Consider the following 21,723-nt stretch of genomic DNA (forward strand, 5'->3'; position numbering starts at 1 on the left):
TAGGCGGTGCCACTCCTGCCCCGACGTCAGAAGGACGTCCTGGCAGGCGGGTTGTCCAGGGTCAGGGCGGTGCAGCGGACCCCGCCACCGCCCTTGGCCAGCTCGGTGGTCTCGAGTTCGATCACCTTCAGGCCGCGCTCGCGCAGCTCGGCGGCGAGCCGCGGCGCGCCCTTGGTCATGGTCACGGTGGTGCCGTCGCCGACCAGGTTCAGCGCGAACTTCGCCGCCTCCTCGACCGACACCTCGATCAGGTCGGCCCCGAGTCCGCGCAGCCGCCGCAGGCTCGGCGCGTCCAGGGCCTGCGGGCAGTAGGCCAGGGTGTTCGGCAGGCCGACCACGCCCACGGCCAGGTCGAGGTCGTACCAGCGCGAACTCACGGTCTGCAGCGGCACCACCTCGTACTCCAGCTCCTCGGCCAGCACCGCCAGCATCCGCTGGTCGGTGCGCTGGCCGTACGCGGCGAGCAGCAGGTCGCCGAAGGCCAGCGCGTCGCCCTGGCCGCTGAACGCGTAGGGCACCTCGATCACCTCGTACCCCCGCCAGGTCAGCCACTCCTGGAAGTACGAGACCTCGGCCTTGCGCTCCGGCGGAGGGTTGCCCAGGACCGCTCGGTCACCGCGGACCACGGCGGCGTTGGCGGTGAAGACCATGTCCGGGCACTCCGGTGCGGACGGCACGTACTCGACCTTGCGGCCGGCCTCCAGGTGCGCGGCCACGATCGCCTCGTGCTCGGCGACCGCGGCCGCCAGATCGGGCTGGATCTCGGTGTGCATGTACGGGTTGATCTCGTAGTCGACCCGGAAGTGGGCAGCGTCGGAAACCAGCAGTGCACTGTTCACGATTCATTCCTCCTGGCCTGTCGGTACCGGCTCGGTCGAGCCGACTTGACGGAGCGGACCGGGATCACCGGCCGAACCTGGTGGGGGCCTGCGCTCATCAACGAGTTCAACAGAGCGTCGAATTGGTCGCCATCATCGGGCCTCGAAACAATCAACTCGGGCCGACGGCAGGTCCCGTAGGCTCTCTCCCCATGAAGCTCCAGCTGACCAGGGACAGCGTCGCGATGGGCGACGACGCGGACGCACCGCACGAAGAGGAGCGGGACGTCGCGGCTGACCTGACGATCCGTGCGGCGATCGAAGCCGTCCTGGCGGACCGCTACCTCGCGTCCATCCACGGCGGTCGGGCCACCTGGGCGGCGCAGGCCGAGGGCGGCACTCCGCTCGCGGTGGTGGCGCAGCAGTGGGGGCAGCAGGCGCGGCTGCTGACGGCCGGTCAGGGCGGGCTGGCCACGCTGGCGGGGGCGGACGGCTCGGTCCGGCTGCACTTCGCCTACTACACCCAGCGCGACCCCGACGCCGTGTACCGCGAGCTGTCCGAACACGGGCGAGCGCCGCGTCGCTGACCTACGGCGACGCGGCGCTCGCGCGGTCTCACCCGAGGGCGGGGATCACCTCCGCCCCGTACGCGTCGATGGTGGACTCGATCGCGTCGTGCATCGCGTACACCGCGAACTGGTCGACGCCCAGGTCGCGCAGTTGCCGGAGCTTGGCGAGCTGCGCCTCCGCCGGGCCGATCAGGCAGAACCGGTCGACGATCTCGTCCGGGACGAAGGCCGTGTCCGGGTTGCCCGAGCGGCCGTGGTGGGCGTAGTCGTAGCCGTGCCGGTCCCGGATGTAGTCGGTCAGTGCGTCCGGCACCAGGCCGGAGTGCTCGCCGTAGCGGGAGACCAGGTCGGCGACGTGGTTACCGACCATGCCGCCGAACCAGCGGCACTGCTCCCGGGCGTGCGCCAGCGCCTCGGGTGAGTCGTCGGCCGTGACGTAGGCGGGCGCGGCCACGCAGACCGTGATCGAGGCCGGGTCGCGCCCGGCCCGCTCGGCGGCGGTGCGGACCGCCTTGACCATCCACTCGGTCAGGTAGGGATCGGCCAACTGCAGGATGAACCCGTCAGCCTGACGTCCCGTCAGATCGAGCGCTTTCGGTCCGTATGCGCCCATCCAGATGGGGAGTTCGGCGCCGGGCCGCACCCAGGGGATGTGCATCGGGGTGCCGTCCACCTCCGTCTCCCGGCCCTCCGCCAGCTCCTTGATCGCACGCATCGCGGCGGACAGCCGCTCCAGGGTGGCCGGGCGGCGGCCGGCCACCCGCATCGCGGAGTCACCGCGCCCGATCCCGCAGACCGTCCGGTTGCCGAACATGTCGTTCAGGGTGGCGAACAGTGAGGCGGTCACCTCCCAGGTCCTGGTCGACGGGTTGGTCACCATCGGACCGACCGTCAGGCGCGAGGTCTGCGCCAGGATCTGGCTGTAGATCACGAAGGGCTCCTGCCAGAGCACCACCGAGTCGAAGGTCCACCCGTGGGTGAAGCCCGCCGCCTCGGCGCGCACCATCCGCTCGACCAGCAGGCGGGCGGGCGGGTCGGTCTGGAGTACAAGGCCGATGTCCAAATCGCTTCTCCTCTAGAGGTACTGACAGGTCGAGCGCGGCTGGTAGCGGCCGTGCCCGGCCCGGCCGAGGTAGACGTCACCGTCGACCACCACCGCGCCCCTGGAGAGCACGGTGCGGGCCTTGCCGGTGAGCTGCCTGCCCTCGTACGCCGAGTAGTCGACGTTCATGTGGTGGGTGGCGGCCGAGAGGGTCTGCACGGCCGTCGGGTCGTAGACCACCAGGTCGGCGTCGGCGCCGGGCGCGATGGTGCCCTTGCGCGGGTAGAGGCCGAACATCCTGGCCGGGGTGGCGCAGGCGATCTCGACCCACCGGCGCCGGGTCAACTTCCCTTCCACCACGGCCTGGTGCAGCAGGTCCATCCGGTTCTCGACGCCCGGCAGTCCGTTCGGGATCTTCGAGAAGTCCCCGCGTCCGAGGTCCTTCTGCCCGACGAAGCAGAACGGGCAGTGGTCGGTGGAGACCACCTGGAGGTCGTTGGTGCGCAGCCCCCGCCACAGCGCCGCCTGGTGCTCGCGCGGCCGCAGCGGCGTGGAGCAGACGTACTTGGCGCCCTCGAAGCCCGGCTCGGCCAGGTTGTCGGTCGACAGGTAGAGGTACTGCGGGCAGGTCTCGCCGAACACCGGCAGGCCCTCGTCCCGCGCCTTCGCCAGCTCGGCCACCGCCGAGGCGGCCGAGACGTGCACCACGTACAGCGGGGCACCCGCCACCTGGGCCAGCTTGATCGCCCGGTGGGTCGCCTCGGCCTCCAGCAGCTCGCGCCGCACCTCGCCGTGGTAGCGCGGGTCGGTCTTCCCCGCGGCCAGCGCCTGTGCCACCAGCACGTCGATCGCGATGCCGTTCTCGGCGTGCATCATGATCAGGCCGCCGTTCTCGGCGCCGCGCTGCATGGCCCGCAGGATCTGCCCGTCGTCGCTGTAGAAGACGCCGGGGTAGGCCATGAACAGCTTGAAGGAGGTCACCCCCTCCCCCACCAGCAGGTCCATCTCCTTGAGGCTGGCCTCGTTCACGTCGCCGAGGATCATGTGGAACGAGTAGTCGATCGCGCAGACCCCGGCCGCCTTCTCGTGCCAGGCGTCCAACCCGGCCCGCAGCGAGGAGCCGACCGCCTGGACCGCGAAGTCCACGATGGTGGTGGTACCGCCGAAGGCGGCCGCCCGGGTGCCGGTCTCGAAGGTGTCACTGGCCTCGGTGCCGCCGAACGGCAGCTGCATGTGGGTGTGGGCGTCCACGCCGCCGGGGATGACGTACTGTCCGCCGGCGTCGATCACCCGGTCCGCCGTCCAGCCGTCGGCGACGTCGCTGCCGGTGGCGGCCAGCGCGACCACCTGCTCGCCCTCGATCAGTACGTCGGCGTGCATCTCCTCGGCGGCGGTGATCACCAGGCCGCCACGGATCACGGTACGGGTCATCTGACGCCCCCTCACGCTTCCGTCAGCGGGCCGTAGGCGTCCGGGCGCCGGTCCCGGTAGAACGCCCACTGCTGCCTGACCTGCTCGATCAGGTCCAGGTCGAGGTCACGGACCACCAGCTCCTCCTTCTTGTCCGAGGCGACCTCGCCGACGAACTGGCCGCGCGGGTCGACGAAGTAGGAGGTGCCGTAGAAGTCGTTGTCGCCGTACTCCTCCACCCCGACCCGGTTGATCGCGGCGATGTAGTACTCGTTGGCCACGGCGGCGGCGGGCTGCTCCAGCTGCCAGAGGTAGGCGGACAGGCCCCGGCTGGTGGCGGAGGGGTTGTAGACGATCTCGGCCCCGGCCAGGCCGAGCGCGCGCCAGCCCTCGGGGAAGTGCCGGTCGTAGCAGATGTACACGCCGACTTTGCCGACCGCCGTGTCGAACACCGGCCAGCCGAGGTTGCCGGGCTTGAAGTAGTACTTCTCCCAGAAGCCCTTCACCTGCGGGATGTGGTGCTTGCGGTACTTGCCGAGGTAGGAACCGTCCGCGTCGATCACGGCGGCGGTGTTGTAGTAGAAACCGGACTGCTCGACCTCGTACACCGGCACCACGATCACCAGGCCCAGCTCCTTGGCCAGCGCCTGCATCCGCTGCACCGTCGGCCCGTCCGGCACGGGCTCGGCCCAGCGGTAGTGCTCGGGCTCCTGGACCTGGCAGAAGTACGGGGCGTTGAAGACCTCCTGGAACCCGATGATCTGCGCGCCCTGCGCGGCGGCGTCGCGCGCCGCCCGCTCGTGGGCCGCGATCATTGTCTCCTTGTCCCCTGTCCACGTGGTCTGGAACAGGGCGGCACGTACGACACGACTCATGACGGACTCCCTCGCAGCAGCGGTGTGAGCGTGAGACTAGGAGTAATGCCCCCCGCTGACCCGCGTCACGCGCCGGGAAGTGGAACTTCTCTCTCACCGAGAGAGCGCTTCCGGCCGTCTTCACTCCCCGAACGCCAACCCTGGCGCTGAGCCTCCGTCAGGCCCCGTTTCCTGCACGCCAGAAGAAGTCCGCGCATTGACGTTGCCATGACTTGAAGGCGATCCGTAGGATTTCACCGGAGAGCGCTCTCAGCAAGGTCGTCCCCCTTCCTCCCCCACACAAGGGTGGTTCCCGCATGCCTGCTGCAACTCGCCCACGCCGCCGACCGCTCGGCGGGCTCATGTCCCTGCTCGGCGCCGGCCTGCTGGCGGCCGCACTGCTCGCCCCGTCGGCCCCCGCCGGCGGCACCATCCCACTGGACGGCACCGCACCGGTCGCCGCGCAGAGCTGGAACGACGACTTCAACGGTCCGGCCGGCTCGGGTGTCGACCCCGCCAAGTGGACGCTGGAGACCGGTGGTTCGGGCAACGGCAACCACGAGCTCCAGTACTACACGCCGGGCACCCAGAACGCCGCACTGGACGGCCAGGGCAACCTGGTCATCACCGCCAGGCGCAACACCGACTCCGGCCTCGCCTGCTGGTACGGCACCTGCCAGTACACCTCGGCCCGCCTGAACACCGCCCGCACCTTCACCCAGGCGTACGGGCACTTCGAGTCCCGCATCAAGATCCCGCGCGGCCAGGGCATCTGGCCGGCCTTCTGGATGCTGGGCAACGACCTCGGCTCGGTGGGCTGGCCCACCAGCGGCGAGATCGACGTCATGGAGAACATCGGCCGCGAGCCGGGCACCGTGCACGGCACCATCCACGGCCCCGGCTACTCGGGTGCGGCGGGCATCGGCGCCGCGTACAGCCTCGCGGCGGGCCAGTCCTTCGCGGACGCCTTCCACACCTTCGCGGTGGACTGGAGCCCCTCCGCGATCACCTGGTCGGTGGACGGCCACGCCTACCAGACCCGGACCCCGGCCGACCTCGGCGGCAACCGCTGGGTGTTCGACCACCCGTTCTTCGTCATCCTGAACCTGGCGGTCGGCGGCGACTGGCCCGGCAGCCCTGACGGCTCGTCGACCTACCCGCAGACCATGACCGTCGACTACGTGCACACCACCACCTGGGGCGACAGCTCCGGCCTGCCGTACACCGGCCGGATCACCGGCCCCGGCGGCATGTGCGTGGACGTGGCCGGTGCCTCCAGCGCCGACCGCACGCCCATCCAGCTCCACAACTGCACCGGAAGCGCCGCCCAGCAGTGGACGGTGGGCACCGACGGCACCGTCCGCGCCTTCGGCAAGTGCCTGGACGTGGACGGCGCCTCGCACAACGACGGCGCCGTCATCCAGCTCTACACCTGCAACGGCACCAGCGCCCAGCAGTGGACCTACCGCTCCGGCCACGACTTCCTGAACCCCGGCTCAGGCAAGTGCCTGGACTCCCCGAACGGCTCCTCGGCGGACGGCACCCGGCTCCAGCTGTGGACGTGCAACAACAGCGCCGCCCAGAAATGGACCCTGGGCTGACCTCCCGTCACAGCCCCCAGCGCGGGCGGAGCCGCCAGGTCAGTGGCTCCGCCCGCCCGGTTCTCAGTGGCCCGGTGCTACGCCCGGCCCACCAAGACCGGCACTGCCCGAGAACACCGCGGGCTCGGTGGTCAGGACCGGGTTCGGGCCGGTCTCGATGAGGTGCAGCAGGGCCCAGGCGGCGCCGTAGCAGTCGTCCGGTCCGAAGCAGGCGACCAGTGCCTGGGCTTCCTCGCCGGTGACGGGCTCGGTGATGCCTGTGATCTGGTCGTATCGGCGGTCGTTCTCCTCCCCTTCGGCGTCCCAGTCCGGGAGAGGTCCGTCGGCTACGAATACCTGTACTTCTGGTCTCATCCGCGAATGATCGACCGCTACGGCTGACCGGGGCAAGGTGCTCTGGCGGGTCGTACGGTGGCGGGTTCCCAGGTGAGATCGAGTCCCCACCCGCCAGGCCGTGGCGGCGCGCGAACGGGACACGGTGCTTGAGGAGTGGTTCTGGTCGAGCTACTCCTGTGACGGCGTGTCAGCCATTTGATCTAGGGTCACCCGCATGACCTCCGCGATGCCCACTGAAGCTGATCTTGCCAACCTGATTGACGTCCTGCTCGCCACCGGCGCAGCTGGGCGCAGCCGGGCCGTGTTGGAGGATCTCGTCCGTAGCCGCTTTGCTGAGGAGCAGCCCGAGGAGCAGCCGGATCACTGGTGGTTGGCGGTGCCGGGGGAGACGTACGAGGCGGCCTTCGAGGTGCTGGGTCTGCACGATCGGATCCCGGTGACGGTGAGCTATGGGCACGACTTGCAGACGGAGGACACCAAGTACACGCCGGATCCTGTGTACCGGGTGTTCGTGACTCCTGAGTACGCGGGCTGGCGGCTGATCTATGCGAACAGCCCGCTCGGTTCGACGTCTTGGTGGCCGCACCAGGTGATCGAGCGGCTCAGCAAGGTGTGCGGCCGGGCCCAGGTGTTCTACCAGGACCCGTTCGCGGACTCGGTGATCTGGGCGGCCGCGGAGGACGGCGAGGTGGTCCGGGGCTACTGGCGCGACGACGAGCCGGAGTGGACGGGCACACCCCTGCCGTGGGAAGTGGTGCTGACGGCCGCGGACTTCGGGGACGACGAAGACGAGTACGAGGCGTACTGCGAGGACCCGGGCCGGTCGCAGACCACGGGCATCAACACTGCTGCCGCCAACCTGTCCGTGGACCCGGCCGCGATCACCACCGACACGCCGGTCCGTGGCCATGGCTGGCTCGCCCTGACGGCCGCCGGCGCCGGGTACGACGGCTTCGACGAGTACCCCGCGCTGTAGCCGACGGGCTACTGGGAGGCCCGCCAGGATGCCCGTTCAGAGGTGGTGCACCGCGCCCGTGTCTTCCGACCAGAGCCAGTTCACCGGGGAGTGACGCTTCTTCAGCGCGGTGCGTTCACGGGCCACACCCGAGAGGGCGTCCGCCACGGCGGCAGGGAGGTCGGCGAGGTCCGCGGGGACAGGGACGCGCATCACGAGGTGCTGCTTGCGGTGGGCGAGCAGCAGGTCGCCGGTGGGGGTGGCGGTCAGCAGGGCGAAGTGGGTCAGAGCCTTGAACGGGGCGTCGGCGGTGGGGAGTTTCGCGCGCAGGGCGCCGTCGGCCGTCCAGGCGTACAGGCCGTAGCGGTTGAGGTGGAAGGCGCGGGCGCTGTGCGGGTCGGCGACCACCGTGAAGTTCTCGCCGGTGTAGGGGCTGTCCTGGTACAGGTCGAGGCCGTCGAGGCGGCCCCGTACCGTGCCGTGGTCGTCGAGCAGGGCGAAGGCGAAGGACTGGCCGCGGCTGCCCGCGCGGTAGGTGCGGCCGAACACCGGCACGACGTACAGGTCGTCGGCGAGCGGGACGGGGCGGGTCAGAAAGGCGTTGTGCCAGTCGTGCACGCTGCCGCCGAGGAGACTCACCATGGCCTGAGCGAGCGAGGGCGAGGGCCGGTTGTCGCGGACCACCGGCCCGTCACCATGGCGGATGTGCGGGTGAGCGTCCTCCTCGGTCTGCCGGGCGGCGGAGGACTCCAGCGTGGCGAGGGCCCGTAGAACGGGCTTGTGGCCCAGGACGGGCACGGCGCCGGGCTCGGTGACGGCGACCAGGTTGGGCAGCGGGATGCCCCAGCTGCCGAGCCGGTTCTCGGAGGTCAGGCAGACCAGCCGGCCCGCCGGGGTGACGGCAATGGACGCGGCGAACGGGTCGTCGGCGGAGCCCTCGTCCCTGGACCACGGCATCGCCGACATCCGCCAGCCGGCCAGCAGCTCGTCCAGGCCGGGCGAGAGCAGATGGGTGTTGCCGGGCCGGGAGCTGAGCGCGAGCGTTCCGTCCGGGAGCACCGCGAGGTTCGCCTCCTTGCCCCAGCTGATCGCCGACGGCGTGCCGCCCGGGACTTCGTACCCGATGACGGCGGTGGCGACGGTCGCGCCGTCCGCATCGTGACGGGTGATCAGCTGGTAGGTGAAGCCCTGCCCGCCCTCCTCCACCCCGCGCGGGACGGACCGCCGCAGGCCGCTCAGCACGTACATGTCCCCGCTCGCGGTTCCCACCGCGTGCCGGACCTCCTGCCCCCAGCCGTCGGCATCCGGGTCGAGCCCGTGCGACTGGATCAGCGAGGCGGGCACGGTGACCGGGAACAGTGTCATGGCCGCCATCCTCTCCCACCACCCCGACAGCCCACCCCGGGGCGGCCCCGCCTGCTGCTCAAGCTCCGCGAGGCCCAGCAGCGGCGAGCGAGAGAATCCGGCCCGGCCACCCGGCGGGGCAGATGCTGATGCCGTCGCGGACGAGTGCTGCCCCGTCGTGGAGGACGACGCCGCTGGCGTAGGCCCGTTGCAGCTGAGCCTCGAAGAGTTCCGCGCGTCCGTGGCCGGCAGAACGACGAGGACGGCGGGCCAGGTACCCGGAGACGCCGGTCCCGGCTGTGACGGTGAAACCGGACTATGGGCGCTGCGCAGACATTGCCTGGCGGGCGGCTACCACGACACCATGGGGCACGGAAGCACGGGGAAATGGGGAGCCGATGAGACGCTTCGAACTGCCATACCTCTCCACCTACCAGCCGGTGCTGCCTCAGCAGGAGCGCGCCGGTGAAGTGATCGGTCCCAAGGACGGCAAAGTTCATGTCCTGGAACACCAGGATCCGTGGCGCTACGACGCATGGCGCACAGAACGCGCAGGTTCCATGCCCGTACGTTCCTTGTTCCTGGTGCGAACCCCTCAGCGGCGGGACGAAGGCCTACAGTTCCTTTTCGACAACGCGGGTCGCCAAATCCAGATGAGCCTCCGGGAGAGGTGCCTGGTGCCGTGCACGGCGGAGACCTGCCGGCGCTGGGCCGAGGGCGCCATCGCCTACGCCACCGTCATGGACGACATCAGCGCCGACCTGGTGGCCGCCCACCGTCGTGCCTCGTCCGTCCCGCAGTGGAGGCGCTTCGCCGCACCTCTCGCCCTGCGCAAATGGGAGAAGACCCGGAGGCGCTACGAGCGGGTCATCCGGGAGGCCAGTGAGGCATACAAGCCGATCGGGATGGAGATCTGGCAGGCGATCGATGACGAGAAGAGCAAGGCCGCCGAAAACGCACGGCAGGCAAAGCAGGCACAGCGCCGCAGGGCCGAGCTCGCCGAACGGCCTGTCTGGGTCTGGTCATCGGTGGCAACGAACGGCCGGCCTACCGCGCACATCTCCCGGTACGACGTATCCGCCGGCAGCCGCCCCGCACCGACTTCGCCGCAGGTGAACGGACCCGTCGACCTGCCGGCGCTGCGCCAAGCACTCGAAGGTCTGATGCCGGTCCAGTTGGAGTGGGACAGTACGGCGATCACCGAGACGGAGCGTGAGCTGGAAGGCGTGAGCTTCGGGAGCTGGTGGCGGGAACTGTTCTCCGAGGACTACCGCACCTTCACATCACCCCCGCCAAACCCCAGCTCATCCCACCCCTCCATCGGTGGCACCGGCACCAGCGGATCAGGCGGCTACGCAGGCGGCCACGGCAGCTTCGGCGGCTTCGGCGGCTACTGACACAAGAAGAGCACCCGACCGTCGTCCGTCCCGGCGGCCAGGCCGGGATCTCCTCGCTCTGGCTGCCGGGGGCGCGTGTGGTCAGTGCTGCAGGAAGTAGATGACACCGTGTCCGCGGGCTTCGGAACCGCCGTCCAAGGCTGGTCTACTGCCAGTCGCGGTACCAGATGCCAACATCGCCGGCCCTGCCTGCGCTGGTTGGCCCGGCCTGGCAGGCGTGGGCACCGGTGCGGGAGAGCAGGACGGCTCGGCTAGGTACTGTCCTGGCGATCTTCGACATCGATAGGCTTTCAGAAGGGCCAGGACCTGACACCCCAGATACTCGACTACGACTCGCACGGACGACTTCTCGGCATTGAACTGTTCAGCGCCAGACGCCGGTTGCACTCAGATCTGCTGGACAGCGCGGAGAGGCTCGACCGTGAGTCACGTCCGCCGAGCGCGTGATTCGTCGGCAGGGCTATGGAGACTAGAGGAAGACCTTGTGCGGTGAGAGGACTTCGGGTGGCGTGTGCTGCAACGCTCATGATGGTGACTCAGGCCCGGCTGCGTGCTGTCCCGGACCGGCGCCGGTGAGCCGGGTACTGACCCGCCAGGCGCTCACCCGGGCCGTGCTGGCCCGTCAGCACCTGCTGGCCCGCACCGACCTGACCCCGGCGGCGATGGTCGAGCACCTGGTCGGCCTCCAGGCGCAGGCCGTCCCCGACCCGCCGTACCTCGGCCTCTGGTCCCGTCTCGAGGGCTTCCGCCCGGACGCGTTGACCGAGCTGCTCGAACAGCGCGCCGTGGTCCGGGTCGGCCTCCAGCGCGGCACCATCCACCTGGTCACCGCCGACAACTGCCTGACGCTGCGTCCGCTGCTCCAGCCGGTGCTGGACCGGGCGCTTCGCGGTTCCTACGGCAAGCAACTGACCGGGGTCGACCTGGCAGCCGTCGCCGCACGCGGCCGGGAGCTGGTCGAGCAGGAGCCGCGTACCTTCCAGCAGCTCGGTGCGTTGCTCGGGCCGGAGTTCCCGGCGGGCCCGCCTGCCGCCCTGGCACAGGCCGTCCGGGCGCTGTTGCCGCTCGTCCAGGTGCCGCCGCGAGGGATCTGGGGGCGCAGTGGGCCGGCCGCGCACACCACCGCCGAGCACTGGCTCGGCCGTCCGCTCGATCCTTCGCCCTCGCTGGAACGGATGGTGCTGCGCTACCTGGCCGCCTTCGGCCCGGCCACCGGCGCCGATGTCCAGCAGTGGTCGGGACTGACCGGTCTGGGCCCCGTACTCAAGCGGCTGGCACCGGAGTTGGAGGTCTTTGAGGATGAGCAGGGCCGGGTGCTGTACGACCTGCCCGACGCCCCGCGCCCGGACGAGCGCACCCCGGTGCCGGTCCGGCTGCTCGCGCCCTTCGACAACCTGCTGCTCTCACACGCCGACCGCAGCCGGGTGGTGCCCGAGGAGTACCGGCGCCGGGTGATGACGGTCAACGGCCTGGTGCCCGGCACCCTGCTGGTGGACGGCCGGGTGGCCGGGGTCTGGCGGCTGTCCGGCGGGACGCTGACCATCCGGCCGTTCGCCCCACTGCGACGGGCGGATCTGACGGGTGCTCAGGCGGAAGGTGCCCGGCTGCTCGACTTCACGGGCGGCGAGCGGTTGGTGGTGGAGCAGCCGGAGTAGGCCGGACACGGCGATCGACGACTCACTTCGGGGATCGGCACAGTCGACGGGGCAACCAGGGCGAGGGTGCGCGGTGCCTCACCGGCCAGTGAGGTTTTCTCCGTGAAATGATCTCTGCGGGGTCCGGTACAGCACACATTGGCGAAGCGGCCCTTCCGGCACGCTCGGATCTTCGAAGTCGTCGACCGGGTCCCGGGTCATGCCGATCCGGCGCATCACTGCCTGGGAACGCAAGTTGTTGACGGTTGTCGACGCAAGGACCTCCGGCAACCCGAGGGTTTCGAAGCCGAAGGCCAGGCAGGCCAGGGCGGCCTCGGTCGCGTAGCCGTGACCCCACGCCGAACGCATCAACCGCCACCCGATATCCACCCCCGCGAACGGCATGTCCTGGTCCACCTCGTCCAAGCCCGCGCGGCCGATGAACTCACCGGTCTCCCGTGCTTCGAGCGCCCACCACCCAAAACCGCGCTCGTCGAACTCGGCCTGCATGGACGCCATCGCGGCATCGCTTTGCTCCCGCGTCAGCAGGTCCCCCAGGTGTTCTCGGACTTCGGGATCGGCGTTCATCGCCGCCCACCGTTCGAGGTCGGACTCCCGCCACCGGCGGAGCAGGAGACGATCGGTACGCAGTTCGGGCATGCCGCCCAGCTAACGCGATCACGATCAGGGGTGTCGATCGGTTATATCGAGCCCTACGATGCTCGCCAATGCCAGACCCACTGCGTAAAGCCTCGCCGCCGACACCACCCGCCGGGGTACGACCGGAGTCCAAGTCCACCGAATCGGCATGAAGTTGCGGGCGCACCGGCTTGCGGACAGCCGTGAAGCCCCTGGTAGGACAGGTCTGCCAAGATCATGTCCGCAACTACCAGAGGCTTCATGTTGGTCACCTGTGTTTCCAGGCTCGACGTCCCGCGCCATGTGGTGGAGCATCTCGCCCGGCTGCTGGCCGCGCACCGGCGCCGGATCGGCACCCCGCGCGGCTCGCTGGTCCGACGAGACCTTCGCCCACACGGCTGCGGGCGGTGGCTGTGCATCCTGCGCGCGCCCAGCCGGGGCAGGTTGCAACTGCTCGCGGGCGGAGCCGCCAGGTCAGCAGCTCCGCCCGCCCACCCGGCCCGAGCGACCGTCAGCAGGTGCAGCTGACGGTCAGAGTGATGGACTCCGGCGGCGGCGGGGAGCCGGTGTACGGGGGGATCGTCAACCTGTCGTACGAGGGCAAGGCGGTCGACCCGGCCGCGNGCGGGGTGGGTGCCCGGCGGACAGTGGGCCACCACCCCGGCGGGGTGGGTGCCCGGCGGACAGTGGGCCACCACCCCGTCGGGGGAGCCGGTCACCGAGACACTGGTGCCGCCGTCGGCATGGGCCGGGCCGGCCAGCAGTGCGGCGAGGCCGACTGCGGCCAGGCCCGCCCCCAGGAGTCGCTTGCGCATGGATGCCCTTCCGTCGTCCGCCCAACTGGTTCGTGGACGGTCGACAGCATTCTCCCCATCACCCAGCGTGATACTCCGACCACGATGGGAAGTCACCCGCCCGGGTAAGCGGCGGCGCGGCTCGGCCGTGCGCGCCCGAGCTTTGCCCAGGGCGTTCCCGAGCAGGCAAGATGGCCCGGTGACCCTCCTGGACCTGATGCCGAAGCCCGCAACCCCCGACGCGCTGTACGAGACCTTCGCCGAGTGGGCGCAGGACCGTGGCATCACGCTCTACCCCGCCCAGGAGGAGGCGCTGATCGAGCTGGTCTCGGGCAACAACGTCATCCTCGCCACCCCCACCGGCTCCGGAAAGAGCCTGGTGGCCGCCGGTGCGCACTTCGCCGCGCTGGCCGAGGGCAAGCGCACCTTCTACACCGCACCGATCAAGGCCCTGGTCTCGGAGAAGTTCTTCGACCTGGTGAAGATGTTCGGCACCGAGCAGGTCGGCATGATGACGGGTGACGCCAGCGTCAACCCGACCGCGCCGATCATCTGCTGCACCGCCGAGGTGCTCGCCAACATCGCGCTGCGCGACGGCGCCCGGGCCGACGTCGGCCAGGTCGTGATGGACGAGTTCCACTTCTACGCCGAGCCCGACCGGGGCTGGGCCTGGCAGATCCCGATCCTCGAACTGCCGCACGTGCAGTTCCTGCTGATGTCGGCCACCCTCGGCGACGTCCGCCGCTTCGAGGAGGACCTGACCCGCCGTACGGGACGCCCGACCACCGTGGTCCGCTCGGTCACCCGCCCGGTGCCGCTGTTCTACGACTACCGCCGCACCAACCTCCACGACACCCTGGAGGAGCTGCTGACGACCGGTCAGGCACCGGTCTACGTCGTGCACTTCACCCAGAAGGAAGCCGTCGAGCGCGCGCAGTCGCTGATGAGCATCAACATGTGCACCAAGGCGGAGAAGGACGCCATCGCCGACCTGATCGGCGGCTTCCGGTTCACCACCAAGTTCGGCCGCAACCTCTCCCGCTACGTCCGGCACGGCATCGGCGTGCACCACGCGGGCATGCTGCCCAAGTACCGCCGCCTGGTCGAGCGGCTGGCCCAGGCCGGTCTGCTCAAGGTGATCTGCGGCACCGACACGCTCGGCGTGGGGGTCAACGTACCGATCCGCACCGTGCTGTTCACCGCGCTCTCCAAGTACGACGGCCAGCGGGTCCGGGTGCTGCGGGCCCGGGAGTTCCACCAGATCGCCGGCCGGGCCGGACGGGCCGGCTTCGACACCGTCGGCCAGGTGGTCGCCCAGGCGCCCGAGCACGTGATCGAGAACGACAAGATGGTCGCCAAGGCCGGGGACGACCCCAAGAAGAAGCGCAAGGTGGTCCGGAAGAAGGCCCCGGAGGGCTTCGTCAGCTGGTCCGAGGAGACCTTCGAGCGCCTGATCGGCGCCGACCCGGAGCCGCTGGTCTCCCGGTTCAAGGTCAGCCACGCCATGCTGCTCTCCGTCATCGGCCGCCCGGGCAACGCCTTCGAGGCGATGCGCCACCTGCTGACCGACAACCACGAGGAGCGCTCCGCCCAGCGCCGGCACATCCGCAGCGCGATCGCCATCTTCCGCTCGCTGCTCGCGGGCGGCGTGGTCGAGCGCCTGCCGGAGCCGGACGCCGAGGGCCGGATCGTCCGCCTCACCGTCGACCTGCAGGAGAACTTCGCCCTCAACCAGCCGCTCTCCACCTTCGCGCTGGCCTCCTTCGAGCTGCTCGACCAGGAGTCGCCCTCCTACGCGATGGACATCGTCTCGGTGGTCGAGGCCACCCTCGACGACCCGCGCCAGATCCTCGCCGCGCAGCAGAACAAGGCCCGTGGCGAGGCGATCGGCGAGATGAAGCGGGACGGCATCGAGTACGAGGAGCGGATGGAGCGGCTCCAGGACATCACCTACCCCAAGCCGCTCGAGGAGCTGCTCGGCCACGCGTACGAGGTCTACCGCCAGGCCCACCCGTGGATCGGCGACCACCAGTTGACGCCGAAGTCCGTGGTCCGCGACCTGTACGAGCGGGCGATGACCTTCTCGGACTACGTCGGCCACTACGACCTGGCCCGCACCGAGGGCATCGTGCTCCGCTACCTCGCCGGGGCGTTCAAGGCGCTGGAGCAGACCGTCCCGGACGACCTGAAGACCGACGACCTCAAGGACGTCATCGCCTGGCTCGGCGAGCTGGTCCGCCAGGTCGACTCCAGCCTGCTGGACGAGTGGGAGCAGCTGGCCAACCCCACCTCCCCCGAGAGCACCGAGGTCCGGCTCGACGACAAGCCCGCCCCGGTCACCGCGAACGCCCGTGCGTTCCGGGTCCTGGTACGCAACGAGATGTTCCGCCGGGTCGAGCTCTGCGCGCTCGAACAGTACGGCACGCTGGGCGAGTTGGATGGCGAGTACGGCTGGGACCGGGACCGCTGGGCGGACGCGATGGACGAGTACTGGGAGGAGCACGACGACCTCGGTACCGGCCCGAACGCCCGCGGCCCCAAGATGCTGCTCATCGAGGAAGACCCGGAGGAGGGCTCCTGGCGGGTCCGCCAGATCTTCGAGGACCCCGCCGGCGACCAGGACTGGGGCATCAGCGCCGAGGTCGACCTGTACGGCTCCGACGAGGAGGGCCGCGCCGTCCTCCGCGTCACCGGCGTGAACCGCCTCGACGGCTGACGCCTGCTCAGCTGCCGCGGCTCGCGTCCGCTACTCGTAGACGCGGGCCGCCAGCAGCTGTTCCGCCACACTCCCCCAGGTGACCGGTTCGAGGTCGCCCCCGCCGAACGGCCGCGGGCGACCGAGCACGGCATCCAGCCAGGCCGCCCAGCTCTCCAGGACGGCGGACAGCGTCCCGTGCGCCCAGTCCCCGGTGTCCCCCCACCACGGCCCCTTCAGCGCCACGACGGCGGCCACCTCCCGGCGGTCCCGGACGAAGTCCGCCGCCAGCGCTGTCAGCAGGGCGCCGAGCTGGTCCCGGGTGTGCACCTCCGGCTCGTCGAACTTCCCCTCAGCGGCCTCGGCACCGCCGGTCGGCTCAGCGGCGAGCGCGGCCACCACCTGCCTGGCCAGCCCCGGCCAGCCCGGCTCGCCGGGCCCCTCCCCCGGCAGGACCGCCGCCCAGCGCAGCAGAAAGTCGTCGACGGTCGGTCCACCCGACTCGAGCTCGCGGGACAGCTCTTCCAACAGCGCGATGAACTCCGCGCCCGATGTCACATTCTCCTGAGTGATCCTCACGCCCAGGAGGCTAGGCAACCGCAGGCGAGCCGTCGATGCAGTTTCGCCCCGTACACGCGCTCATAGCGATGCTGGTCACACGGATTCAGCGTCAGGACGGTTGTGCGACCAGGTGCAGACGTTCGGCGCCTCCCCGTGTCAGCGGCATTCGACTGTTGGTCACCAACTCGTGGGCCGCGGCACCGATCCTCATGCCGGCGGTTCTTCGCCCGTGCTGGTCCTCAACCACGGCCGGCCGTGTCGCCGAACGAAGGGCCTTCCAGACCGTGCGTGTCTCCTCGGTCAGAAGCAGGTGCGTCTCGGCCCCGACCTCCGCCTCGAACCAACGCACCGCGAGGCGGCCGGCTTCAAGGACCTCACCTTGCCGCTCCTGGACTCGCCGCGAGCACAGCAGCTGGAGCACTGCGCGGTGCGCGAGATCCGGCCGGGGAGAGGGAGTCTCGCTGGTCAGTACGACATCTGAGGGAACTGCTGCTCCTGTCGGCAGAAGCAGAAACGCCTGGCGGCCGCCGCACGTCAGGGCCGATGGAACCGAAGGGTGCAGGTGTACCTGGTGAAGGCCTTTCGGGCCGGGATGGCTACACAGCCAACCGGAGCGCGGCAGGGCTTCGCCAATGCGCTTCCCGACGAGTGCTTCGTCCTCAGGCAGCAGCCAGACGTCAGTCGTCTTCGTACGGGAACCGGGAAAAGCCATTGGGGCAGCATCGCAGACCGGGCTGCCGAGATCCTGCCCGGCCCCCGGGGCGGCGGCCGCATGGAGAGTGGACGACCGCACTGGAGGGAACCGTCCATCAACCCGTGCCCACGCGGGGCGGTCACCTCGTCCTCGTCACCGGCCACCACGACGGAACCGCGCTCTTCCGCAACCCGTCCGGCCACACCCCGGACGCGGTGGACGCGGCCCTCCCCGCCGAGACGTTCGACCGCTTCGCCGCCCGTCGCGGCATCGCGCTGCACATCTGATTCGGGTCGGACGGTCCGTCAGTTCATGTCCGATGGTCGGGAATTCCCCACCACCCTCCCGCCTGCTAGCCGGATGGGTACGGGACCGGTGATCGACAAGACTCCGGAGCATGAGAAACCGCATCGCAGTCCTGGCCACAGTCACCGCCTCCGTGCTCACCCTCGCCGCCCCGCTCGCCCAGGCAAACCCGACCCGGCCCGTACTCGGCTGGACGGCCTGTCCGGACGGCAGTCCGGACCAGCGCCAGCAGTGCACCACCGTCACCGTCCCGCTCGACTACCGTGAACCGCACGGGCAGCAGATCACCCTCGCAGTCTCCCGGATCGCCGCCGAACAACCCGAACGACGGCGCGGCGTACTGCTGATGATCCCCGGCGGCCCAGGCGGCGGCGGGCTGAACGGTCCGTCCAAGGCTGCGAAGCAGCTGCCGCAGTCGGTCCGGGACGCCTACGACATCGTCGGGTTCGACCCTCGCGGGGTCGGGCGGAGCACCCCCGTCAGCTGCGGGCTGGCACACGAGGACCTGGCGATGGTGAAGCTCCGGCCGTGGCCCGCCCCGGACGGGTCGATCACCGAGAACACCGACACCGCCCGCCGGGTCGCCGAGACCTGCCTGCGCAACGGCGGCCCGGTGCTGCGCAGTCTCTCCACGGCCAACGAAGCCCGCGACATCGACCGGATCCGACAGGCGCTCGGCGAACGGAAGGTGTCCGCCTGGGGTGTCTCCTACGGCACGTACGCGGGCGCCGTCTACGCCACCATGTTCCCGGGCCGCACCGACCGGATCCTGCTCGACAGCAACGACGACCCGGACCCCGGCAAGGTCGGTCGCGGCTGGCTGGCCGCCTTCGGGGTCGGCGTCGAGGACCGCTTCCCGGACTTCGCCGCCTGGGCCGCCGCCCCGGAGAACCCGAACCGGCTGGCTGCCACCCCCGAGGAGGTGCGGCCGCTCTTCCTCGCCCTCGCCGACCGGCTGGACCGCGATCCGGTCCCCTGGCCCGGCGCCAACCCACCGGTGCTGAACGGCAACGCGCTGCGCGAGACGATGCTGGAGAGCCTGTACGACGACGAGAAGTTCCCCGCCCTGGCCCGGCTGGTGCTGGCCGGGCTCGGGTCCCGTCCGCTGCCCGTCGTGCGAGCGCTGCCGGACGAGGCGCTGCAGAACACCGTCGCCGTCTCGGTCGGCGTCCTCTGCAACGACGTGCGCTGGCCGGGCCTGACTCCCGCGTACGACAAGGCAGTTGCCGCCAGCCGGCTCGAACACCCGCTCACGGCCGGCATGCCGGTCAACGTGATGCCCTGCGCGTTCTGGCCCACACCGACCGAACCACCGGTCCTCGTCACACCGGACGGCCCGTCCAACGTCCTGCTGGTGCAGAACCTCCGCGACCCCGCCACCCCGTACAGCGGCGCCCTGAAACTCCGTCAGGCCTTCGGCAACCGGGCCAGGATGGTCGCCGTCGACTCCGGCGGCCACGACGTGTACGCCGCCAACGGGAACGCCTGCGGCGACCGCGTGGTGACCGACTTCCTCACCACCGGCCACCGCCCGGCGCGCGATGTGCTCTGCGCCCAGGAGTAGGGCGCTCCCTGACGGCCGGTCACACCCGGCGATCCACCAGGGCTTCGGTCACCGCACGGCGGCCCACCGTGGCGAGCACGGGATTGGTGGCGCGGTAGTGGTGGTCCGCCACCAGCCCCCAGGCGAGGGCCCAGCCCCGGCCGCGTGCCCAGGTCGCTTCGTCCACCTCGGCGCACTCGCGGAACCGGCCCCGGGTGTCGGCGCCCAGCAGGGTCCAGGCCGCCAACATGTCGCAGGCGGGATCCCCGACGCCGACAGCGCCGAAGTCGATGACGGCGCTGAGCCGGCCCCGTTCGAGCAGCAGGTTGCCCGGCAGCAGGTCGCTGTGGACCCAGACCGGGGCGTCCTCCCACTGGGGCAGCCCGAGGACCTCCTCCCAGGCCGCCGTCACAGCGGCCTGGTCCGCGCCAAGGTCCCGGATCGCGGCCCGTACGTAGTCGTCGAGCCCGCTCACCGGACCGCCCCGGAAGGACGGAGGCCCACCGGCGGCCTCGACCCGGCGCAGCGCCGCCACGAACCGGCCGAGTTCGGCAGCGGCCCGACCCGGGTCGGCGAGCGTCGCGCCGAAGGCGTCCTCGCCGTCGAGCCAGCCGTAGACCGACCAGGCGAACGGGAAGCCGACGGCGGGGACACCGCGCCCAAGGGGCGCCGGCACCCGCAGCGGAAGGTGCGGGGCGAGGTACGGGAGCCAGCGCTGCTCCTTCTCCACCTGACCGGCCGCGTCGGGGATCCGGGGCAGCCGCACCACCAGCTCCTCCCCCAGCCGGAACATCGCGTTGTCGGTCCCGGCGGAGCGGACCTTGCGGACCGGGAGCGCTGCCCACGCGGGGAACTGCTCGGCGATCAGCCGGACGACCAGCGGTACGTCGATGTCGATCTCGTCAGCGTGCATGCGGATGCCGGACATGGAACTCCTCGGCCTGGCACGCACTCGGCGACGGCGCACCCTCGAAGGGCCCGGATGCTACCCGGCGGCCCGGGGCGAGGGCCGGGAATTTCCAGGCTGACCGACCGTCAGACCCTGGCCCGCAGGCGGCGGAGCATCCGAGCGTCCTGGAAGCCGACGGTGCGGGCGGCGGACTCGACCGTGCTGCCATGGGCGATCAGGTGTTCGGCGCGTTCCAGGCGCAGTTCCTGCTGGTAGCGCAGCGGGGTCAGGCCGGTGGCCTCGGAGAAGCGTCGGGTGAGGGTGCGTTCGCTGACACCGGAGGCGGCGGCCAGGTCGGCCAGGCCGAGCCGGTCGGTGTAGCGGGTGTCGATCAGGTCCTGGACCCGGTGAATGGCGTCGCTGAGGTGGGTGCGGTGCCGGAGCAGGGCGCTGTGCTGCTGTTCGTCGCCGTTGCGGCGGGCGTAGACCACCATGTCGCGGGCGACCCGGGCGGCCACCGCCGGGCCGTACCGGACGGCGACCAGGTGCAGCGCGAGGTCGATGCCGCTGGCGATGCCCGCCGAGCTGACCACCCGGTCGTCGACCACGTAGAGCACGTCGCGCACCACGGTGGCCCGGGGGTAGCAGCGGGCGAGTTCGTCCTGCGCGTCGTGGTGGGTGGTGCAACGGCGGCCGTCCAGCAGCCTGGCCACCGTGCCGCCCGCCGCGTGATGCGCCGTCAGCCGCTCCAGCGTGGCGGGGCGCAGCCCACCGTTCGCGTGCAGGGTGGGGGCGCGCCAGCCGGGCACGACGAGCAGGTCCTCGGCGGTCAGGTCCGGCCAGTTGGTGTCGGCGCGCAGCATCAACCCCTGCGCGGACGGGACGTCCTCCTGCTCGGCCACGTAGCTGACCCGGTAGTCGCAGCCGTGGTCCGTCGCGGTCGAGAACACCTGCGCGGGCCCGGCCAGGTCCAGCAGATGCAGCTGCGGAACGAGCAGGAAGACGACGTGGGTCACGATCCGGTCAGCTCCTTCACAGTGGTCACCCGGGCGAACCGGCCCGCGAGGGCGTACTCGGTGCGGGTGACGATCTCATCGGTGGTCAGGGTGAGCGGGTCCGCGAGGATCTCGGCCAGGCTGCGGCCCGCCGGTGCGTGCCAGTGCTCGATCGGGTGGGTCGCGGTGGCGTCGGTGACGAAGGTGACGTCGTAGCCGAGGTCCGAGGCGACCCGGGCGGTGGTCTCGCAGCACTGCTCGGTACGGATACCGCTGATCACCACCTCCCGCACCCCGCGCTGGGTGAGCTGCTGCTGCAGGTTCGTGGTGGTGAACGCGTTGTGAGCAGTCTTGATGACGGTCGGTTCGCCCTCGGCGGGGGCTCGCAGGCCCTCGATCAGGCGGACGTGGCCGAGGGCCGGATCGAAGACCGTCCCGCTGCCGGGCTCGGCGTGCAGGACCCACACCACCAGGTCGCCGGCCGCCCGGGTGGCGTCGACCAACTTGTTCACCTGCTCCACGATGTCGGGGTTGGACACGGCGGCCCAGTTCTCCCGCTGACGGAACGACTCCTGGACATCAATAACAATCAGTGCGCTGTTCATGTGCTCCATCCTGCGGCCCGGCCGAGCCCCGCGACAGACACC

Annotated in this window: 20 protein-coding genes; 9 read left to right on the top strand and 11 right to left on the bottom strand. The window is 70.6% G+C overall.

The window, feature by feature from the left end; genetic code table 11:
- Window positions 1–26: 26 nt before the first annotated feature.
- Window positions 27–839 (bottom strand): dimethylarginine dimethylaminohydrolase family protein, encoded by an 813-nt coding sequence (locus ASC99_RS21985; protein ID WP_057234708.1) that lies wholly within the window; start codon window positions 837–839, stop codon window positions 27–29.
- A gap of 191 nt (window positions 840–1,030) precedes the next feature.
- On the opposite strand from ASC99_RS21985, the gene ASC99_RS21990 reads away from it, so the two are divergent.
- Window positions 1,031–1,405, top strand: coding sequence for a hypothetical protein (locus ASC99_RS21990; protein ID WP_057234710.1), 375 nt, complete (start codon window positions 1,031–1,033; stop codon window positions 1,403–1,405).
- A gap of 28 nt (window positions 1,406–1,433) precedes the next feature.
- On the opposite strand, the gene ASC99_RS21995 is transcribed toward ASC99_RS21990, so the two are convergent.
- From ASC99_RS21995 to ASC99_RS22005, 3 genes are read right to left on the bottom strand one after another with little or no spacing between them, the layout of a single operon-like run.
- Window positions 1,434–2,450, bottom strand: coding sequence for a TIGR03842 family LLM class F420-dependent oxidoreductase (locus ASC99_RS21995; protein ID WP_057234713.1), 1,017 nt, complete (start codon window positions 2,448–2,450; stop codon window positions 1,434–1,436).
- Between the two features lie 12 nt (window positions 2,451–2,462).
- Window positions 2,463–3,860 (bottom strand): dihydropyrimidinase, encoded by a 1,398-nt coding sequence (hydA, locus tag ASC99_RS22000; protein WP_057234714.1) that lies wholly within the window; start codon window positions 3,858–3,860, stop codon window positions 2,463–2,465.
- Between the two features lie 11 nt (window positions 3,861–3,871).
- On the bottom strand, window positions 3,872–4,714 hold the full coding sequence (locus tag ASC99_RS22005) for a nitrilase-related carbon-nitrogen hydrolase (protein ID WP_057234716.1): 843 nt from the start codon (window positions 4,712–4,714) through the stop codon (window positions 3,872–3,874).
- A gap of 296 nt (window positions 4,715–5,010) precedes the next feature.
- Here ASC99_RS22005 and ASC99_RS22010 point away from each other — a divergent pair, with 296 nt between their 5' ends.
- The gene (locus tag ASC99_RS22010; protein ID WP_057234718.1) at window positions 5,011–6,294 is read left to right on the top strand and encodes a glycoside hydrolase family 16 protein; all 1,284 of its coding nucleotides are present in this window, start codon (window positions 5,011–5,013) and stop codon (window positions 6,292–6,294) included.
- A 63-nt stretch (window positions 6,295–6,357) separates the two neighbouring features.
- Here ASC99_RS22010 and ASC99_RS22015 read toward each other — a convergent pair whose 3' ends face one another.
- Complete coding sequence (locus ASC99_RS22015) at window positions 6,358–6,648, bottom strand: hypothetical protein (RefSeq protein WP_057234720.1); 291 nt, start codon at window positions 6,646–6,648, stop codon at window positions 6,358–6,360.
- A gap of 196 nt (window positions 6,649–6,844) precedes the next feature.
- Here ASC99_RS22015 and ASC99_RS22020 point away from each other — a divergent pair, with 196 nt between their 5' ends.
- Window positions 6,845–7,606 carry a hypothetical protein gene (locus ASC99_RS22020; protein WP_157531673.1) on the top strand — a complete coding sequence of 254 codons (762 nt, stop codon included), beginning with the start codon at window positions 6,845–6,847 and terminating at the stop codon, window positions 7,604–7,606.
- A 36-nt stretch (window positions 7,607–7,642) separates the two neighbouring features.
- Here the strand turns inward: ASC99_RS22020 and ASC99_RS22025 are convergent, their stop codons facing one another.
- On the bottom strand, window positions 7,643–8,950 hold the full coding sequence (locus tag ASC99_RS22025; protein WP_057234724.1) for a hypothetical protein: 1,308 nt from the start codon (window positions 8,948–8,950) through the stop codon (window positions 7,643–7,645).
- 377 nt (window positions 8,951–9,327) lie between these two features.
- Between ASC99_RS22025 and ASC99_RS22030 the strand changes: the two genes are divergently transcribed.
- Window positions 9,328–10,326 (top strand): hypothetical protein, encoded by a 999-nt coding sequence (locus ASC99_RS22030; RefSeq protein ID WP_157531674.1) that lies wholly within the window; start codon window positions 9,328–9,330, stop codon window positions 10,324–10,326.
- Between the two features lie 572 nt (window positions 10,327–10,898).
- Entirely contained in the window at window positions 10,899–11,981 is a 1,083-nt protein-coding gene (locus ASC99_RS22035; protein ID WP_157531675.1) for a winged helix DNA-binding domain-containing protein, read from the top strand.
- A 78-nt stretch (window positions 11,982–12,059) separates the two neighbouring features.
- Here the strand turns inward: ASC99_RS22035 and ASC99_RS22040 are convergent, their stop codons facing one another.
- Complete coding sequence (locus ASC99_RS22040; RefSeq protein WP_057234728.1) at window positions 12,060–12,620, bottom strand: GNAT family N-acetyltransferase; 561 nt, start codon at window positions 12,618–12,620, stop codon at window positions 12,060–12,062.
- A 240-nt stretch (window positions 12,621–12,860) separates the two neighbouring features.
- Here ASC99_RS22040 and ASC99_RS39775 point away from each other — a divergent pair, with 240 nt between their 5' ends.
- Both ASC99_RS39775 and ASC99_RS22050 read left to right on the top strand, forming a co-directional pair.
- Window positions 12,861–13,127, top strand: a complete 267-nt coding sequence (locus tag ASC99_RS39775) for a hypothetical protein (protein WP_200948375.1) — start codon at window positions 12,861–12,863, stop codon at window positions 13,125–13,127.
- A gap of 483 nt (window positions 13,128–13,610) precedes the next feature.
- Window positions 13,611–16,109: an RNA helicase gene (locus ASC99_RS22050; RefSeq protein WP_235502715.1), complete on the top strand. Its 2,499-nt coding sequence runs from the start codon at window positions 13,611–13,613 to the stop codon at window positions 16,107–16,109.
- A gap of 30 nt (window positions 16,110–16,139) precedes the next feature.
- Here the strand turns inward: ASC99_RS22050 and ASC99_RS22055 are convergent, their stop codons facing one another.
- Complete coding sequence (locus ASC99_RS22055; RefSeq protein ID WP_157531676.1) at window positions 16,140–16,667, bottom strand: hypothetical protein; 528 nt, start codon at window positions 16,665–16,667, stop codon at window positions 16,140–16,142.
- A 798-nt stretch (window positions 16,668–17,465) separates the two neighbouring features.
- On the opposite strand from ASC99_RS22055, the gene ASC99_RS38790 reads away from it, so the two are divergent.
- Both ASC99_RS38790 and ASC99_RS22065 read left to right on the top strand, forming a co-directional pair.
- On the top strand, window positions 17,466–17,630 hold the full coding sequence (locus ASC99_RS38790; protein ID WP_157531677.1) for a hypothetical protein: 165 nt from the start codon (window positions 17,466–17,468) through the stop codon (window positions 17,628–17,630).
- Window positions 17,631–17,740: 110 nt separating this feature from the next.
- On the top strand, window positions 17,741–19,213 hold the full coding sequence (locus tag ASC99_RS22065) for an alpha/beta hydrolase (RefSeq protein WP_057234737.1): 1,473 nt from the start codon (window positions 17,741–17,743) through the stop codon (window positions 19,211–19,213).
- A gap of 19 nt (window positions 19,214–19,232) precedes the next feature.
- On the opposite strand, the gene ASC99_RS22070 is transcribed toward ASC99_RS22065, so the two are convergent.
- From ASC99_RS22070 to ASC99_RS22080, 3 genes are all read right to left on the bottom strand, one after another.
- A complete protein-coding gene (locus ASC99_RS22070; RefSeq protein WP_057234738.1) occupies window positions 19,233–20,120 on the bottom strand; it encodes an aminoglycoside phosphotransferase family protein in 888 nt (295 codons plus the stop codon).
- 107 nt (window positions 20,121–20,227) lie between these two features.
- Window positions 20,228–21,097 (bottom strand): GlxA family transcriptional regulator, encoded by an 870-nt coding sequence (locus tag ASC99_RS22075; RefSeq protein ID WP_057234740.1) that lies wholly within the window; start codon window positions 21,095–21,097, stop codon window positions 20,228–20,230.
- Window positions 21,094–21,681: a cysteine hydrolase family protein gene (locus ASC99_RS22080; RefSeq protein WP_057234741.1), complete on the bottom strand. Its 588-nt coding sequence runs from the start codon at window positions 21,679–21,681 to the stop codon at window positions 21,094–21,096. The genes ASC99_RS22075 and ASC99_RS22080 overlap by 4 nt, the downstream gene beginning before the upstream one ends.
- Between the last annotated feature and the right edge of the window lie 42 nt (window positions 21,682–21,723).

The organism is Kitasatospora sp. Root107 (assembly GCF_001424875.1).
In the GTDB taxonomy this organism is placed as follows: domain Bacteria; phylum Actinomycetota; class Actinomycetes; order Streptomycetales; family Streptomycetaceae; genus Kitasatospora.